Origin of the sequence: Actinocatenispora comari (assembly GCF_017312725.1) — a bacterium.
GTDB lineage: Bacteria > Actinomycetota > Actinomycetes > Mycobacteriales > Micromonosporaceae > Actinocatenispora > Actinocatenispora comari.
The window spans coordinates 1-16,568 of sequence record NZ_BOPO01000128.1; the positions used below are offsets into that span (position 1 = coordinate 1).

The following is a 16,568-nucleotide window of genomic DNA, read 5'->3' on the forward strand; positions in this document are numbered from 1 at the left end:
CCACCGGGGCGGCGCGACCACCGCTACAGCCCCACCGGGGCGGCGCGACCGCCGCTACTGGGTCACCGGGGCGGCGCGACCGCCGCTACTGCGCGGCGCGGATGGTGAACGAGTGGCGCAGCCCGGTGACCTCCAGCAGCCGGTCCAGGAACGGGCCGACGTTGGTGAGCACCAGCGAACTGCGAGCCCGGGTCGCGGTGCGGCTGAGCACCACCAGCGTGCCGAGGCCCTGCGAGTCGCAGAAGGTCACCTTGCCCATGTCGAGCAACAGCCGCGACGAGCCGTGTTCCAGGCTTTCCTCGACGGTGGTCACCAGACGGGACACGGTGTGGATGTCGATCTCGCCGGCGAGCGCCACCACGGTCTCCTCCGGCTCGTGGCGCACCGAGATGTCCAGGTCCGGTCGCACGCCTCGCAGCCTAACGCGGCCGCACCCGGCTTGCCGGATGAGGCCGTCCGGTGGAAGCAGTTCGTGACCTTTCTCGCAGGCCACGCGGTATCCGCCGAACCGCCGTAAACCAGCCAGCCGGGCCGGGGCGGCACAAGCCACCCCGACCCGGCCGGGCCGGACGGATCACTGCTGCGGCGGCTGCCCGTACCTCGGGTCGGTCGGCGCGGCACCGCCACCGGGCATGGTGGCGCTGTGCTGCGGTCCGGACGTCTCGGTCGGCGTACCGGCGCGCTGCACGTCGTGCTGCGCGGACCGGCTGCGGACCTGCATCGTGCTGGCCTCGCTCTCGGCCCGGGTCAGCATCCGCTCCCAGCGGTTGCGCATCGGGGCGATCAGGCCACCGCCGATGCCGACGATCGCCACGCCGACGATGATCGCCAGGAACGCGATGAACACCGGGGTGATCACGCTGCTCGCCACGTGGATCTGGTTCAGCGCGGCGATCGCGCCCATCCCGATGATGATCGCCTGGACGATGCGCCCCACCGCGTTGCCCCAGGACATCGAGCTCAGCGCGTTGCTGATGATGTCCTTGACCACGCGGGCGATGGCGGTCGCCACGATGACGATCACGATCGCCACGAAGGCCTTCGGCAGGAAGTTGACCACGCCGCTGATCAGGTTGCTGACCGGGTTCGGCCCGAACGCGGCAAGCGCCAGTTGCAGCGCGAACAGCAGGATCGCGGCGTAGACGAGCAGCGCGACGAACGTGCTCGCCGTGTACTTGCCGAGGAAACGGTTGATGCCCGCGCGTTCACCGACCCGGTCGAAGCCGACCCTCGCGAGAAGCCGGCCCAGCACGCTGCGCAGGACCTTCGCGACGATCCACCCGACCACCATGATCACGATGAACAGCACGAGCTTGGGTACGAAGTTCGCGACCGTGGTCAGTGCGCTCGTGATGGAGCTACCGACATCGACCGCCAGGACTGGTGTCATGGCCTCCCCCATTCGGCCCGGGGCCTGGACCGCGCCGTACCCTGCACGGCCGGCCGGCACAGACAGTCATCTTCGAGGTCAAGCTAACCCCGGGAGAGGCGAAAGATCTGGAATACCAGGAAGGTGCACCGATCAGGCGGTCTTACGCTTCGTACTGGAAGTTGCAGATTTCTTCGCGGCCCGCTTGCGCGGCGCGGCCTTCTTCGCCGTCTTCTTGGCCGCGGCCTTCTTCGCCGGCGCCTTCGCCGGCGTCTCGCCGCGCTTGGTCTTCGCCCGATCGACGGACGCGCGCAGCGCCGCCATCAGGTCGATCGTGTTCGACGGCGCCTCCTCCTCGGTCGGCTGCTGGGTGACCTCCCGGCCGGCGACCTTGGCGTCGATGACCTCCTGCAGCGCCTCGCGGTAGTCGTCGGTGTACTCGTCCGGTTCGAAGTCGGCGGTCATCGAGTCGATCAGCGAGGTGGCCATGGACAGCTCCTGCGGGCGCACCGAGACGTCCTCGTCGAGGAAGTCGAAGCCCGCCTTGCGCACCTCGTCCGGCCACAGCATCGTGTGCATCACCAGCACCCCGTCACGTACCCGCAGGGTGGCGAGCTGCTCGCGCTGGCGCAGCGCGATCTTCACGATCGCCACCCGTTCCGAGTCCTCCAGGGCGTCGCGCAGCAGTACGTAGGGCTTGGTCGCGGCGCCGTCCGGCTCCAGGTAGTACGACTTGCCGTACAGGATCGGGTCGACCTGCTCGGACGGGACGAACTCCAGCACGTCGATCGCGTGCGAGGTCGGCAGCGGCAGGTCGGCGAAGTCGTCGTCGGTGAGCACGACCTCCTCGCCACCGCCGATGTCGTACCCCTTGGCGATCTGGTCGTAGCCGACCTCCTCGCCGTCGATGGAGCAGACCCGCTTGTACCGGATCCGGCCGCCGTCGGCGGCATGGACCTGGTGGAACCGGATGGTCTTCTCCTCGGTCGCCGCATACAGCTTGATGGCGATGGAAACCAGGCCGAACGACACGGCACCCTTCCAGATCGCTCGCATGCCCGCCTCCCTCGCGGTGGGTCCGGCGTCTGACCTCCATCCTGCCTGGCAGTCGCGCGGTTGTCTGCCCAGCAGGCGGGCCGGCCCTTCCAACGGGTGCGGCGGCGACGGCCGGGCGGGTTGTTCCGGGACGGCCTGCCGGGCCCCACGGTGTCGTTAGGGTGAGCCGATGGCGGGTGGGTACCGGCCGATGCTCGCGGTCGCGGGGGAGCTGCCAACCGGACCCGGCTGGTCGTACGAGTTCAAATGGGACGGGATTCGCGCGATCGCCGAGATCTCCGGCGGACGGCTGCGGCTGTCCGCCCGCAGCGGCGCGGACATCACCGTGGCGTACCCGGAACTGGGCGGGCTCGCCGGGCTGCCCGGGGAACTCGTGATCGACGGCGAGGTGGCGGTGCTCGGGCCGGCCGGGCCGTCGTTCGCGGCGCTGGCCGAGCGGATGCACGTCCGGGACGCGCACCGGGCCGCGGCGCTCGCCGCCCGGCTGCCCGTCACGTACCTGATCTTCGATCTGCTGGCGGCCGACGGCACCGACCTGACGGCGCAGCCGTACCGGACCCGGCGGGCCGCGCTGCGCGACCGGGTCGCCGACGGGCCGCACTGGCTGGTACCACCGGTGTTCGACGACGGTGCGGCCACCTGGGCCGCCGCCGAGGAGAACGGCCTGGAGGGCGTGGTCGCCAAGCGGCTCGACGGCCAGTACCGGCCGGGCCGCCGCTCCGCCGACTGGATCAAGGTGAAGCGGGTACACCACGACGACCTGGTCGTCGGCGGGTACCGGCCGGGGGCGCGGACGATCGGCGCGCTGCTGGTCGGCGAGTACGACGGGGCCGGGCTGCGCTACCGCGGCCGGGTCGGTGGCGGCATCTCCGCGGCGAAGGAGCGACAGCTGCTGGACCTGCTCGCGCCGCTGGCGGCGGACGCGTCGCCGTTCGCCGATCCGGTACCGGCCGAGGACGCGCGCGGCGCGCACTGGGTGACGCCGACGATCGTGGTAGAGGTGACGTACGGGAACCGGACCACCGACGGGCGGCTCCGCTTCCCCCGGCTGAACCGCATCCGGACCGACCGGGAGGTTCCGTGGCAACCGAACGAGTGAGGGTACGGGTGGGCGAGCGGGAACTGTCGCTGTCCAATCTGGACAAACCGATGTTCCCGGATCTCACCAAGGGCGAGATGATCGACTATTACACCCGGATCGCGCCGGTGCTGCTGCCGCACCTGGCCGGACGGCCGCTGACCCGGAAGCGGTACCCGAACGGCGCGGCGGCCGGCTCGTTCTTCGAGAAGAACGCGCCGTCGCACACGCCGGACTGGGTGCGTACCGCGACGCTGCCGGTGCCGGGGTCCACGATGGACCGGGAGACCGTCGACTTCGTGGTCGTCGACGAGCTCGCCACCCTGGTGTGGCTGGCCAACCTGGCCGCGCTGGAACTGCACGTTCCACAGTGGAGGGTCGACGGCGACGGCACGGCACAGCCGCCGGACCTGATCGTCTTCGACCTCGATCCGGGGCCGCCGGCCGGGTTGGCCGAATGCTTCCCGGTGGCCCTGGCGCTGCGCGAGGAGCTCGCCGCCGACGGCATCTCCGCCTGCCCGAAGACCAGTGGCCGCAAGGGGATGCAGCTGATGTGCCCGATCGCGGCGAGCCAGCCGGCGGCGGTGGTGTCCGGGTACGCGAAGCGGCTGGCGCACCGGTTGGCGCAACGCGACCCGGACCGGGTGGTGGACCGGATGACCAGGTCGCTGCGGCCGGGCAAGGTGTTCATCGACTGGAGCCAGAACAACGCGGCCAAGACCACCGTCGCGCCGTACTCGCTGCGCGCCGGCACGGCGCCGATGGTGTCGCTGCCGCTGCACTGGGCCGAGGTCGAGGCCGGTAGGCCGGTGACCGGCGGCCCGGCGGCGGCGCTGTCCAGGGTGGACAGCGACGGCGATCTGCTGGCCGGGCTCACCGAACCCGGCCCCCGGGTACCGGAGGAGTGATCAGGTTTCGACACCCGTCACATCGGGCACCATCGATGCATGCTGACTTTCCTGTTGTGGATTCTGGCAGTGATTCTGGTGGTCGCCGGGGTGGTCTCGTTGCTGAAGCGGCGAATCCTCTGGGGCATCGTGCTCATCATCATCGGGCTGCTCGTCGGCCCCGGCGGCGTCAGCATCTTCACCTGATGCGCCACGGCACCACGCGGCCGGCAGAGCGGCGCCACGGCGCCGACCAGCCGACAGAGCGGCGCCTGGGCGCCGGCCGAGCGGCGGAGCGGCGCCAGCCCGACCTGCGGGAGGCGCCGCTCTCGGCCCGGTGCAGCCCGGCGGTTCAGGCCAGGAACCTGGCCCGCAGCGCGTCGACCGTCGCGTCGGACAGGCCGAGCCCGTCGTGCAGGTAGCCGTCGAAGTTGCCGTAGAGCGCGTCGACCTCGTCGAACGCGGCCCGCAGCCAGGACAGCTCGACCGCGTCCGCGCGGCCCAGGTAGTCGTTGCTGGCGAGGTAGTCGGCCTCCACGGTGGCCCGCGGCACGCCGAGCAGGGTGAGCAGGACCGCGGCACCCCAGCCGGTGCGGTCCTTGCCGGAACTGCAGTGGAACACCGTCGCCTGCGGGTTCGCCGCGATGCCGGTCAGTAGCGTCCGGTACGCACGGTCCGCGCCACCGAAGTCCACCATGAACGGGTACGCGATCCGCTGCCCCATGTTCCCGGTACCTTCCAGCAGCCCCAACGCGAGCGCGGTGAGCAGCGTCAGCACCGCGCCGTCGTGGAAGTCGATGCCGTGGCTGAGGTCCTCCACGTCGGCGACCCGGTAGGTCGTGGCGGCCGGGATCCGGTCCGGGTCGTCGCTGCGTTCCTTGCCGTTGCGGAGATCCACGTCCAGCGTGACGTGCTGGTCCACCAGCACCTGCTGCTCGGCGACGGACAGCCCGGACAGCTTGTTCGACCGGTACGCGACGCCCATCCGCACCCAGTGCCCGTCGCTGGTGCGGTACCCGCCGACGTCCCGGAAGTTGGTCGCGTCCGGCAGCCCGAGCGACCGGTCGGCGACCACCAGCGGGCTGCCGGAGTTCGGTGTCAACGTGAAGTACCACCGGGTAGTGGCCGGCAGCGTGCCCGCCGGCACCGTCAGCGTGCCGGTGCCGGCGCCGGAACCGACCGCGACACCGTCGCCGCCGCCCGCCGGGCTGGTACCGGCCGTCACCGTCACCGCGGTCGCGGTCGACGCCCAGGACAGCGCGTACGATCCGTCCGCGCCGCGGATAGCGCTCGCCTGGCCGAATCCGGCCGTGCTCGCCGTCGCCGGCACCGACCGCACCAGCGGCGCCACCAACATCGCCAGGCCGGCCGCGACCGCCACCAGGCCGGTACGCCATCGATGTGCTCTCATCGTTCCTCCTCCGCGGGTCAGGCCGGATCGGCGGTACAGGGCCGGCCGCCGCAGACGTCGACCACGGTGCCGGTGTCGAAGAACGTCGCCTTCTGGGTACGCGCCGCCGCCGAGTTGCGCGGATCCTCGTGCGGGTCGTGCCCGTACCCGGAGCCGGTCGGCGCGGTGTTGGTGGTCGGCGGCGAGGGCGTGCCGGAGTCCCACACCACCATGGTGGATCCGTGCCAGGGCAACGAGACCGGCCGGATCCCCCAGTACGGCACCCGGTCCGGGCTGCGACCCGGGGTCAGCGTGGGCGCGGCGACGCGGGCGCCGAGGGTGCGTGCCTCCACGTCGGCGGCGACGTTCGCCACCTGGTGGTCGCCGTACGCGACGTGCATCAGCACCGCGCGGCCGGAACGCGCGAGCGTCTGCGCGTACCCCTGCGTTTCGCCCCGGTCCCAGACCATCTGGAGCAGCCCGAGGACGACCTGCTGGCGCAGCTTGTCCGGGTAGGACGCGTTCAGGATCGGCTGGAACTGGGCGAAGTCGGCGCTGCGGTTCAGCAGCAGGCTGTAGTTCATCCCGGTCACGCCGAGCACCCCGCGCCGGATGTCCGGCGAGCTGGCGACGACCGCGCCACCGACGATGCCACCCTGGCTGTTCCCGTCGTACACCAGCGACTTGCGCGCGTCGAGCAGCGGCCGGCCGTCCCCGGTGCGGAACGCCTTGTCGGCCCGGAAACCCTTGTCGTGCACGAGATCCCGACCCAGGAACAGCATGTCGAGGATGCTCTGCTGCAGCCGGTCCGGGATGGACGGGAACTGGCTGATGTTCGTCAGCGACGCGATCACGTTGAGCACGTCGTCGGACGCCATCCCGATCCAGTCGGTGGCGCAGAACGTGACGTCGTGCTCGGCGGCCATCGCCCTGACGTTGCCGGCACCGACCTCGTTGCGGCTGCCGAGCAGCCCGTGCCCGTACAGCGCGGGGCGGGACGGGTGCGCGAACGCGGATCTCGGTATCTCGCACCGGAACTGCGCGAGTTGGGTGTTCCCCGGCAGGTGCACCGGGCGGCCCCGCCCGTCGCGGGCGAACCGGGAGCCGGCCGGGCCGCCGGGCAGCGACAGGTAGCTGGGCACGGACACGGTGCCGGTCACCTCGCGGGCGATCCGGGCGTCCTGCTCGGCGGTGAAGTTCGTGACCGCATCGATGTGGTAGCCCGGCGCCCGGCCGTGCAGCCGGCCGAACGCGTCGCCGGAGATCCGGTCCAGCTCGCCGGTCAGGTTCCGACCACTGGCGACGGTGAAGTCCCACGCCAGGTACGCCCGCGCGGTGTCGACGCCGGCCCGGCGCAGCGCGGCCAGCGACGGCGCGAGCTCACGCTGCCTGGCCCACAACGGATCGTGCCGGGACAGCCGGTGCCCGGCGACCCGCGCGTACGCCTCCGGTGCCGCCAGCGTGGCCCCGGACGAGTCGCGCAGCCCGCGCAGCGCGACCGCGTAGTGCTGCCCTTCGGTGAAGTCCGTCGCCGGGTGGATCAGCAGTGCCTGCCGGTCCGCGCTGGTGGCGTTCGCGTCCAGCTCCGCCCAGTACGGCCAGCGGCGGCCGGTGTCGGTGTCCAGCAGCACGATCGGCGCGTCCGGCGCCAACGACGCACCGAGGTCGGTGATCGGCGCGGCGCCGGACCGCACCAGGCTCACCTTCGGTACCTGCACCAACAGCGCCTGGCCCGGGGAGAACCCGTCGCTGCGGTTCCACGCGGTCGGGTCGACCGGCACACCGAGCGCGTTCGCCGGCAGTACCGCCGAGGTGAACGCCACCCGCCGACCGGTCGCGCTGTGCCGGTCGGCGCGGGTGTACCAGTCGTTCGGGAACGGCAGCAGGCACTCGCTGCCGACCAGCGGGTCGCAGCCGCCGGGCCGGGCGGGGGCCGGATGTGCCGCGCCCGGGGCACTCAGCACCCCGACCGCGGCGATCACCGCGACCGCCCCGGCCAGCAGCCGTCGCGGCGCGGAACCCTTTCGTACCAAGGGGTTCCGGCGTGCCGGCGCGTCACGCATCGGCGGCCGCACCGAGCTGGCCCGAGATGATGGACGCGTAGGCCGCCTCACCGCGGGCGTTGGGGTGCAGCGGCGCCGCCAGGTTGGTCGGCACGTACCCCTCCAGCCAGCGGTCGGACGGCGACTGGCACGCGTCGTGGCCGACGCCCGGCGTCTCCACGTCCACGTACTCCGCGTTGTGCGCGGCCGCCTGCGCGGCGATCGTCTGGTTCAGCAGGTGCACCTCGCCCTGCAGCCAGTCGGCGTCGACGTTCAGGATCGGCTGCACCGGCCAGCAGCCACCGTGCTCGATGTACAGCCCGTACCCGGTGACGACGACGTGCGCCTGTGGCGAGCGCTGGTGGATGGTGTCCAGCGCGGTGGCGAGCTTCGGCGCGAACGCGGCGATCCGCTGCGCGATCTGGTCCACCCCACCGGCGGTGTACGAGTCCTTGCACGGATCGGCGGTCGGGTCGAGCTGCATGCAGTTCTGCGCCACGCCGACGAGTCCGGTGTCGTTGCCGCCGATGGTGAGCGTGACCAGGGTGGTGTCCGAGCGCAGCGCGTCGAACTGCGCCGGCGCGGTACCCATGTCGATCCCGGCCAGCGACAGCTTCTGCGGCGAGGTGAGGTCGCCGGTGTCCGCGCCGGAGCAGGTGACGTCGGTGAACGACGCGGCGCCCAACCGGCTGGCGAGCAGGTGCGCGTAGTTCCGGGTGGACCGGCCACAGGCGAGCGGGCCGGTGATGTCGGGGATCAGCGGCCCGGAGGCCATCGAGTCGCCCAGCGCCACGTAGTGCGGTGCGGGCGCGGCGGCGGCCGGCGCGGCACCGACCAGTACCGCGGCGGCGGCGGCAACGCACCCCGCCACGGCGGCGACGATCCTTGCCCTAGCTGGCACCAGATGCATGGGGGTACACCTCGCTGTCGATCGGCGACGGCGCCGGACCCGCGGGTGGGACGGGAGTGCCGGGGATGCTGCGGGGCGGCGGCGAACTGGGGTCAAACGACATAATGCAGAGCCGACGTCGCCCAGGTAAGTGGATCGAAGCGCAGATTTCGATGGGGGATGCTGTGACGGATCACAACCTCGGCGCGGCGCCGCCCCCGCTGAGGATCGGTGGCCGGTGCGTCGCCACCCAGCTGCGCGAGCGGATCCCGGCGCTGACCCGGCAGGTGGTGGCCCGCCTGGTCACCGAGCTCCCGGTGTACGCGCAGTTGCCGACCGAGGAGGTCGGCGGCGACATCGCCGACATCGTCGGGCACAACCTGCGCATCTTCGCCGACGTGTTGCAGCGCCGGCAGCCGGTCACCGACGAGCAGCTCGCCGCGCAGCGCGACTCGGCGGCGCAGCGGGCGGAGGAGGGCGTGCCGCTGGACGCGATCCTGTCCGCCTACCAGATCGGCGTGGCGATGGCGTGGTCCGAACTCACCGCCGGCGCCGCGCCGGCCGACCTGCCGGACGTGCTCGCCACCGCCGGTCAGGTACTCGCGTTCGAGCGGCGGGTGCTGTCCGCGGTCAGCGCCGCCTACCTGGAGGTACGGCAGATCCTGGACAGCGAGGAGCACGGCGGCCGGCACGCGCTGCTCACCGCGCTGGTGGCCGGCGAGCCGCTGGAGAAGTTCGCGCACCACAACGGGCCGCGCCCGGCCCCCCGGTACGTGGTGCTGCACCTGACGCTCGCGCCGCACCCGGACGAGCTCGGCGGCGGTGCCGTCGCCGGTGTCGCCGCCCGCCGCAAGGTCCGCCGGGTACGCGCGGTGCTGGACCGGTTCGCCGGTGAGCCGGCGCTGACCGCGCTGGACTCCTCCGGCGGTACCGCCCTGGTACCGGCCGGCGAGCCGCCGCCCTGGCCCACCCTGACCGACCTCGTCGGCCGGGCCGCCGACGCCGCCGGCTGCGCGATCACCGCCGCGGCCGCCGTGGTGGCGCCGGCACAGGTACCGGCGGCGGTCGCGCAGACCGCGGAGATCGTCGCGCTGGTGCACCGCACCGGCCGCCGCCCCGGCCTGTACCGGCTCGCCGACGTGCTGCTGGACTACCAGCTGAGCCGGCCGTCCGACGCGCTGCCGGGGTTGGCCGAGCTGCTCGCGCCGCTGGACCACAAGCCGGACCTGCTGCACACGCTGGACACGTTCCTGCGGCACGAGCTGAACCGCCGGGCCACCGCGGCCGCGCTGCACGTCCACCCGAACACCGTCGACTACCGGCTGCGGCGGATCACCCAGCTGACCGGGCTCTCGCCGACCCGACCGACCGACCTGCCGCAGCTCAACGCGGCGCTGGTGGCGCGCGGCGGTGGCCGGGAGGTACCGCCGGAGAGCGCCGCGCCGGCCGGCGAGCACCTGTCGCGTCCGCTACCCGACGAGTGCTGAGCCGACGAGATCCGAGCCGGCGAGATCAGAGCCGGCGAGATCAGAGCCGCGCCGCCCCGACCGGGGACCGCCGGCCCGCGCCGGTCAGCCGACGGCTTCGGGGAGCGCGGGCATCCGGGCCATCGCGTGCTCGACCAGCGCGATCAGCGCCGCACGGCACGACGGCGCGTCGCGCGCGTCGCACTCGATCAGCGGTACCGAGGAGTCCTCCAGTTGCAGGGCCTCCCGCACCTCGGCCAGGGTGTTCCGGCGCTGCCCGTGGAACAGGTTGACCGCCACCACGAACGGGATGCCGCGCGCCTCGAAGTAGTCGATGGCCGGGAAGCTGGTGGCCAGCCGCCGCGGGTCGACCAGGATCATCGCGCCGGTGGCACCGCGGGACAGCTCGTCCCACATGAACCAGAACCGGTCCTGCCCGGGGGTACCGAACAGGTAGAGCACGAGATCGCTGGCGATGGTGCGGCGACCGAAGTCCAGCGCGACCGTGGTCGTGGTCTTCGACTCGATCCCGCCGGTGTCGTCGACCCCCTCGCTGACCTGGGTCAGTACCTCCTCGGTGGTCAGCGGCGGGATCTCGGACACCGCGCCGACCAACGTCGTCTTCCCGGTACCGAAACCGCCGGCGACGATCACCTTGACCGACTGCGGACCCACTCCCTGTCCCTTCACATCGCTCGCAGGTGATTGATGACCTTCTGCAGGTCCTCCCGGCTCGGCCGGCCGTGCCGGCCGCTCGGCGCGCCGATCGCCACCAGCCGCTCCTCCAGCAGGTCGCTCAGGTGCACCCGGATCACGTTCATCGTGGTGTGCAGGTGTGCGGCGATCTCGGCGACCGACAGCCAGCGGTTCGCCAGCAGTTCGAGGATCTGCGCGTGCTCGACCGTGACGGCGGCGCGGTCGACCGAGCCGACCGCGCGTACCTGGGTGTCGAGGCTCAGCGTGTGCCGGGCCCGGGCCCGGCCACCGATCCGCGAGTAGTTGTCGAACAGCGGCGTGGCGGACTCGTCCACCCATTGCTCGTCGGGATTCTCCATCACGACCCGCCCTCGGTCACGAGCTCGGTGCGTAGCCGGTCACGACCCGCTGCTCCGCGCTGAGGTGCCGACCGACCTGCGCCACGATCCGGGTCATCGAGAACGCCACGTTGCCGAGGTTGACGTCCTCGGCCGGGGTGAGCAGCACCAGGCAGGCGTTCTGCCCGGCCGAGATGATGAACAGCATCCGGTCCTGCATCTCGATCATCGTCTGCTGCACCGGCCCGCCGTTGACGTACTCGGACTGGGTGATCGCGCGGGACAGGCTGGCCAGGCCGGAGCACTGCGCGGCGAGCTGGTCGGCGGCGTTCTTGGACAGGCCGCTGGAGCGCTGGATGATCAGGCCGTCGGTCGACACCACCGCGGCGCTGATCCCCTCGACGTCCTCGACCAGCCGATCCAGCAGATGCACCAGGTGCGGATTCATGACGTCAGCCATCGCTGTTCCTGTTCTCTGAGACCGTGTCTGCGGAGTTCTGGTTGGCCTCGCGTCCCGCCCTCATGCCCTGCTGGAACGCGGCGAACCGGAGCCGGGCCTGATCTGCGGTGTGGGTCGGTACGGCCTGCGCCGGCTCGTGCGACTCGGCCCGGGCCCGGCGCAGCCCCGGCGCCAGGCTCGCCTGCCGGACCCGGACGGGCAGGCCAGCCGTGGTGGACTGGCCGCTCGGTGCGGGTGCCGGCGCGGGCTCGCCGAGCACCGGTACCTCCGGCTCGTCGTACCGTTCCCGCGGCGGTGCGGTCGGGTACGGGCGGGGCCGCGGCGGCGCGCTCTCCTCGGCGCCGCTCGCCCGGTGCGCACCGTGCTCGGCGCCGGCCCGGCCCGGCCCGGTCGACACCCGTCGCGGCAGGCTCACCTCGGCATCATCCATGCCAGGACCACCCATGTCTGGACGTTCGGGCTCGGCCGCCGGCTGCGGCCGTCGCGGCGTGGGCGTCGGGCCGGACGTCCGGTCCGGACCGTCGGCGGCGAGCGGGTCGATCGCCGGGAACTGGATCGTGTTGTCGGACAGTTCGGTGCGCTCCGGCCGCGCCACCGGTTCGTGCCGCAGCGGCAGGTCGGACAGCCCCGCCGGATCGCCGGGCGACACCGGCTCCGCCCGTACCGCCGGCGCCAGCGGCGACGGCGGTTCCCGGCGCGTGCCGGGCTCCCGGTGTGGCATGGGCTCGGGACGGGGGGACGGTGCCGCCGGTCGGGCCACCGGCTCCGGCCAGGACGGTTCGGTGCGCGGGCCGGTCTCACCCCAGGGCGCCGGCTCCGACCGGGTCGGTGACCCACCCCAGGACGGCTCCGGCCGGGTCGGGGGCGCACCCCACGTCGGCTCGGGCCGGGCCGCGGGGTCGCCCCAGGCCGTCGGCGCCGGCTCGGGCCGCGGCGACAGCGGTTCGGGTGGCCGGCGGTGGCCCGCGCCGAGCTCGCCGGTGTGCTCCGAGCCGGCCCGGTCCAGCAGTTCGTTGCGGATCAGCACGATCGCCTTGATGCCGCCGTACGCGGAGTCCTTCAGCTCGACCCGGATGTTGAACCGCTGCGCGACGGCGGCGACCACCAGGAAGCCGAGCTTCTGCACGTTCTCCGAGGAGACCAGCTCCGGCGCCTCCCGGATCAGCGCGTTCGCCCGCTCGCGCTCCTCGGTGGACATCCCGATGCCGCGGTCCTCGATCTCCACCACCAGCCCGGACGCCACCGGCGAGGAGGTCATCAGCACCTGCGTCGGCGGATGCGAGAAGGAGACCGCGTTGTTCAGCAGCTGGGCGAGCAGGTGGCTGATCGGCAGTACCGCGCTGGCGCTGACCTTCACCTTCGGGCCCGCCTCGATGCGCACCCGCTGGAACTGCTCGCACTGCGCCTTGGCCGCGCCGAGCACGTCGTCGATCCACTCCGAGGTACGCCGGGAGCGCCCGAGGTCGCCGCCGCCGAGGATGATCAGGTTGTCGTTGTCGCCCCGCAGCGTGGTGATCTTGTGCTGCAGTGCGTAGACCTTCTCCAGCTTGTCCGGGTCGTCCTGCTCGGCGTTCTCCAGGTCGCGCAGCCCGACCGCGAGGGTGGCCAGCCAGCGTTGCGACCGGCGGGCCGCGAGGACCAGGTTCTGCCGGCTGTTCTTGCGGGCGACGGCCTCACCGGTGGCCGCCTCGATCGCGGTGCGGCTGGTCTGGCGTACCGCCTCCTGGATGGCGCCCAGCTCGACCGCGCCGACCGCGTGGCCGCCCGCGCTCTCCCCGTCGTCCGCGGGCACCAGCGAGGTCAGGTCGACCTGTTCGCCGCGGCCGATCCGGTTCAACGCCTCGGGCAGCGTGCTCGCGATCGTCTTCGACTCCGCGGCGATCGCGTCCAGGCCGGCCTTCACCGCGCCGTCGACCAGCCGCCGGGACCGGCGGATCGCCAGCCACACCGCGATGACGACCAGCAGGGCGAGCAGGCTGCCGACGACGGCGAGCAGCAGCTGGTTGTTGCCGACGGTCAGGTACTCGGCCGACACCTCGGTGGCCTGCGTGGTGGTCATCGACAGCAGGGCGTCGGAGATCTTGGTCGAGGACTGCTGCCACTGCCGGGCGTCGATGCCGAGCCCGCCCGGTACGGCGCCGGACCACGTGCCGTGCCGCACCAGCTGCTGCTCGGCCGCGGTGACCTGCGCCCAGTCCGACCCGTGCACCAGCTCGTCGAACTGCCGCCGTACCGCCGGGCGCAGCGGCGTGGCGTTCTGCAACTCGTCGTGGTAGGCGCCGACCAGGGTGTGGAACTGCTGCAGGTCGTCGGCGGTGAGCCGGTGCGCCGCGAACGCGCCGGTGACGATCGAAGCGGCGCGCGACTGCAGGTCGGCGACATGGAACAGTTCGGTCGCGGCGATGGCGCCCTGGATCGTGTCGGTCTCGGTGACGATCCGGGCCTGCGCGTTGAACAGCGCGTTGGCCGCATCGAGCATCGTGTTGTACGCGGCGAACGTCTCGTTCGCGGTCGCCGTCCGGTCGTCGATCCGGCGGCGGATCTCCGGCAGCTTGTCCAGGTCGCTGTTGAGCGCGGACAACTTCGACTTGATGCTGGCCGGGGCGAGACCCATCACCTCGGCCGCGGTCTTCTGCATCTGCTCGACGTTGGTGTCGGTCTGCTGCCGCTGGGAGCGCAACGGCTGGGTGCTGCCCGGCTCGGCCAGCTGCGCCATGCTCAGCGAGCGTTCCTTCTGCAGCGAGGACAGGCCGGCCAGGGCGGGGATCGAGACCTGCTGCACGCTCTTGGCGACCTGCCGGGTGTACACACCGGTGAAGACGAAGTAGCCGGCCACGATCGCCCACGTGAGCACCAACGCGATGCTGGGGATGAGTCCGACCCGGGTGAAGCGAGACTTGATGGATACGGGCTGCTTCGAATCCTTGATACGCGGCGTCGTTCCCGTATCTTGAGATTGCTTCTTCACGATGCTCCACAACACGGCCGGTAACGGACGTCATGCTGGTTCCGCGATGAGGTGCGTACGCCGTCGTTCAATTCGGACGAAGCCCGCACCCTACTCACGGACAGGTTGCTCGCGCCACACCCTGTCAGCCCTTCGGCGGCCAGGATCGGACCGCCTGTGCGACGCGCCCACTCGCCGGACACGGCCGAGGATCCGGAAACGAACGCGGGAGGCGTTCCCGCTTCGGGCCGCACCCGCCTGCCGAGACTCGCACGCGCCCGATTCCGACCCCTCTCTCGGATATCGCCAGTATCGTACACTAAGTTGATCTTGCGGCACCGTCGCACGCGGCAGTACCAGGGCATCCGTGTCCGGCTGGTCCCCGTGGCCGCCCCCGCAGCCCCCTCCCGACGAACGGGAAGATTACGGGCCGAACGGCTCAGGATCAACGTGCGCCCCGAGCGACCCGTGGCGTAGCGCACAGCCGCGCCACCATCCCTGGCCCCCGGCGTACGCCCGGAGCAGGGTGACCACGACATGACCAGACCCGTGACGCTGTGGCGCATCGCGCCCGCGGTGTTCCTGCCCACACTGCTGTTCGAGACCGGGCAGGGCGCGATCACCCCCATCGTGGCGCTCAACGCCCGCGAGCTCGGTGGCTCGTTCGGCGTCGCCGCCCTGGTACTGGCGCTGCTCGGGCTCGGCCAGATCGCCGGCGACGTCCCGGCCGGGATCCTCGCGGCCCGGCTCGGCGACCGGAAGGCGATGCTGGTCGCGTCGGGCGTCGCGGTCGTCACCCTGACCGGCTGCCTGCTCGCCCGCGACGTGCTCGTACTGATCCCCTGCGTCGCCGCCACCGGCATGACCAACTCGGTGTTCAACCTGGCCAGGCAGTCGTACCTGACCGAGGCGATCCCGACCCGGCTGCGCGCCCGGGCACTGTCCACCCTCGGCGGTACGGCCCGGATCGGCGCGTTCTTCGGGCCGTTCGTCGGCGCGGCGGTGCTGCAGGGCGGCGCGCCGGCACGGGACGCGTACTGGGTCGGGCTGGTGGCGACGGTGGCCGCCGGGCTGGTGGTGCTGCTGGTGCGCGATGTGTCCGGCGCGACACCCGAACGGAGGGCCGCGCCGACCACGACCCGGGCGGTACTGGCCTCGCACCGTCAGGTGTTCGTCACGCTCGGGCTGGCGGTGCTGATGGTCAGCGCGGTACGGGCGACCCGGCAGACGGTGCTGCCGCTGTGGGCCGACCACATCGGCCTCGACGCGTCGACCACCAGCCTGGTCTTCGGCATCGCCGGCGCGGTCGACATGCTGCTGTTCTACCCGTCCGGCCGGGTGATGGACCGGTTCGGCCGGCTGCCCGTCGCGGTGCCGTCGATGCTGATCCTCGGGTTGAGCGAGGCCGCGTTGCCGCTGACGCACGGCGTGCTGTCGCTGACGTTGGTGGCGATGGCGATGGGGTTCGGCAACGGGATCGGCAGCGGCATCCTGATGACGCTCGGTGCCGACGTGGCGCCGCCGGCGGCGCGCTCCCAGTTCCTCGGGATCTGGCGGTTGTGCGCGGATTCCGGCAACGCGGGCGGGCCGCTGGTGGTGTCCGCGGTCGCCGCGCTGGGCAGCCTCGCCGCCGGCATCGTGACGATGGGCGCGGTCGGGCTGGCCGCCGCGGTGGCGCTGATCCACTGGGTGCCCCGCTACTCGCCGTGGGCACATCCCGGCACCATGGCCCGGCACGCGGCGAACCAGGCCGTTGCGCCGGCGCCCGCCGATCCCGGCGGCCCGCACCCGGCCCGCGACTGAGCGCGCTCGGCTCGCCTGCACCCGGGCCCGTCCGCCCCCTGCACCCGGGCTGCGCCCGGACCGGTCCGCCCTGCACCCTGGCTGTGCCCAGACCGGCCCGCCCTGCACCCGGACTGCGCCCGGAGCGGCCCGCGCATCCACTCCGCC

At 72.4% G+C, this 16,568-nt stretch carries 15 protein-coding genes; 5 read left to right on the forward strand and 10 right to left on the reverse strand.

Translation table 11 applies throughout. The features are described 5' to 3' along the window. Positions 1-85: 85 nt before the first annotated feature. The 3 genes from NUM_RS30965 to ku form a co-directional block, all read right to left on the reverse strand. Entirely contained in the window at positions 86-409 is a 324-nt protein-coding gene (locus NUM_RS30965) for an STAS domain-containing protein (protein ID WP_203965210.1), read from the reverse strand. Between the two features lie 165 nt (positions 410-574). Continuing rightward, positions 575-1,390 carry a mechanosensitive ion channel family protein gene (locus NUM_RS30970; protein WP_207128465.1) on the reverse strand — a complete coding sequence of 272 codons (816 nt, stop codon included), beginning with the start codon at positions 1,388-1,390 and terminating at the stop codon, positions 575-577. A 132-nt stretch (positions 1,391-1,522) separates the two neighbouring features. After that, on the reverse strand, positions 1,523-2,425 hold the full coding sequence (gene ku / locus NUM_RS30975) for a non-homologous end joining protein Ku (protein ID WP_207128466.1): 903 nt from the start codon (positions 2,423-2,425) through the stop codon (positions 1,523-1,525). Between the two features lie 169 nt (positions 2,426-2,594). Between ku and ligD (NUM_RS30980) the strand changes: the two genes are divergently transcribed. Genes ligD (NUM_RS30980) through NUM_RS30990 form a run of 3 tightly spaced genes read left to right on the forward strand, consistent with a single transcriptional unit; the run spans position 2,595 to position 4,597 of the window. Next, entirely contained in the window at positions 2,595-3,524 is a 930-nt protein-coding gene (ligD, locus tag NUM_RS30980; RefSeq protein ID WP_225918966.1) for a non-homologous end-joining DNA ligase, read from the forward strand. Beyond that, a complete protein-coding gene (gene ligD, locus NUM_RS30985) occupies positions 3,506-4,411 on the forward strand; it encodes a non-homologous end-joining DNA ligase (protein ID WP_207128467.1) in 906 nt (301 codons plus the stop codon). Before ligD (NUM_RS30980) ends, ligD (NUM_RS30985) begins: the two co-directional genes overlap by 19 nt. A 42-nt stretch (positions 4,412-4,453) precedes the next feature. Continuing rightward, positions 4,454-4,597, forward strand: a complete 144-nt coding sequence (locus tag NUM_RS30990) for a GPGG-motif small membrane protein (RefSeq protein WP_225918990.1) — start codon at positions 4,454-4,456, stop codon at positions 4,595-4,597. A gap of 145 nt (positions 4,598-4,742) precedes the next feature. Here the strand turns inward: NUM_RS30990 and NUM_RS30995 are convergent, their stop codons facing one another. From NUM_RS30995 to NUM_RS31005, 3 genes are read right to left on the reverse strand one after another with little or no spacing between them, the layout of a single operon-like run. Further along, the gene (locus tag NUM_RS30995) at positions 4,743-5,801 is read right to left on the reverse strand and encodes a tyrosine-protein phosphatase (protein WP_207128468.1); all 1,059 of its coding nucleotides are present in this window, start codon (positions 5,799-5,801) and stop codon (positions 4,743-4,745) included. 17 nt (positions 5,802-5,818) lie between these two features. Continuing rightward, positions 5,819-7,843: a hypothetical protein gene (locus NUM_RS31000; RefSeq protein WP_207128469.1), complete on the reverse strand. Its 2,025-nt coding sequence runs from the start codon at positions 7,841-7,843 to the stop codon at positions 5,819-5,821. Then, positions 7,836-8,693 (reverse strand): SGNH/GDSL hydrolase family protein, encoded by an 858-nt coding sequence (locus NUM_RS31005; protein ID WP_225918967.1) that lies wholly within the window; start codon positions 8,691-8,693, stop codon positions 7,836-7,838. Before NUM_RS31005 ends, NUM_RS31000 begins: the two co-directional genes overlap by 8 nt. A gap of 203 nt (positions 8,694-8,896) precedes the next feature. Between NUM_RS31005 and NUM_RS31010 the strand changes: the two genes are divergently transcribed. After that, positions 8,897-10,198 carry a helix-turn-helix domain-containing protein gene (locus NUM_RS31010; protein ID WP_207128471.1) on the forward strand — a complete coding sequence of 434 codons (1,302 nt, stop codon included), beginning with the start codon at positions 8,897-8,899 and terminating at the stop codon, positions 10,196-10,198. Between the two features lie 84 nt (positions 10,199-10,282). Here the strand turns inward: NUM_RS31010 and NUM_RS31015 are convergent, their stop codons facing one another. Genes NUM_RS31015 through NUM_RS31030 form a run of 4 tightly spaced genes read right to left on the reverse strand, consistent with a single transcriptional unit; the run spans position 10,283 to position 14,525 of the window. Beyond that, on the reverse strand, positions 10,283-10,852 hold the full coding sequence (locus NUM_RS31015) for a GTP-binding protein (protein ID WP_207128472.1): 570 nt from the start codon (positions 10,850-10,852) through the stop codon (positions 10,283-10,285). 11 nt (positions 10,853-10,863) lie between these two features. Next, positions 10,864-11,232, reverse strand: coding sequence for a DUF742 domain-containing protein (locus tag NUM_RS31020; RefSeq protein ID WP_225918991.1), 369 nt, complete (start codon positions 11,230-11,232; stop codon positions 10,864-10,866). Positions 11,233-11,248: 16 nt separating this feature from the next. Beyond that, the gene (locus NUM_RS31025) at positions 11,249-11,671 is read right to left on the reverse strand and encodes a roadblock/LC7 domain-containing protein (RefSeq protein ID WP_207128474.1); all 423 of its coding nucleotides are present in this window, start codon (positions 11,669-11,671) and stop codon (positions 11,249-11,251) included. Then, entirely contained in the window at positions 11,664-14,525 is a 2,862-nt protein-coding gene (locus NUM_RS31030; protein ID WP_207128475.1) for a sensor histidine kinase, read from the reverse strand. The genes NUM_RS31025 and NUM_RS31030 overlap by 8 nt, the downstream gene beginning before the upstream one ends. Before the next feature lie 630 nt (positions 14,526-15,155). On the opposite strand from NUM_RS31030, the gene NUM_RS31035 reads away from it, so the two are divergent. Further along, complete coding sequence (locus NUM_RS31035; protein WP_207128476.1) at positions 15,156-16,421, forward strand: MFS transporter; 1,266 nt, start codon at positions 15,156-15,158, stop codon at positions 16,419-16,421. Positions 16,422-16,568 lie beyond the last annotated feature (147 nt).

Excerpts from the sequence above, each read along its gene's own strand:
- NUM_RS31025 (WP_207128474.1), bottom strand. The coding sequence starts at position 11,671 with ATGGCTGACGTCATGAATCCGCACCTGGTGCATCTGCTGGATCGGCTG.
- ligD (WP_225918966.1), top strand. The coding sequence starts at position 2,595 with ATGGCGGGTGGGTACCGGCCGATGCTCGCGGTCGCGGGGGAGCTGCCA.
- NUM_RS31000 (WP_207128469.1), bottom strand. The coding sequence starts at position 7,843 with ATGCGTGACGCGCCGGCACGCCGGAACCCCTTGGTACGAAAGGGTTCC.
- NUM_RS31020 (WP_225918991.1), bottom strand. The coding sequence starts at position 11,232 with ATGGAGAATCCCGACGAGCAATGGGTGGACGAGTCCGCCACGCCGCTG.
- NUM_RS30970 (WP_207128465.1), bottom strand. The coding sequence starts at position 1,390 with ATGACACCAGTCCTGGCGGTCGATGTCGGTAGCTCCATCACGAGCGCA.
- NUM_RS31035 (WP_207128476.1), top strand. The coding sequence starts at position 15,156 with ATGACCAGACCCGTGACGCTGTGGCGCATCGCGCCCGCGGTGTTCCTG.
- ku (WP_207128466.1), bottom strand. The coding sequence starts at position 2,425 with ATGCGAGCGATCTGGAAGGGTGCCGTGTCGTTCGGCCTGGTTTCCATC.
- NUM_RS30995 (WP_207128468.1), bottom strand. The coding sequence starts at position 5,801 with ATGAGAGCACATCGATGGCGTACCGGCCTGGTGGCGGTCGCGGCCGGC.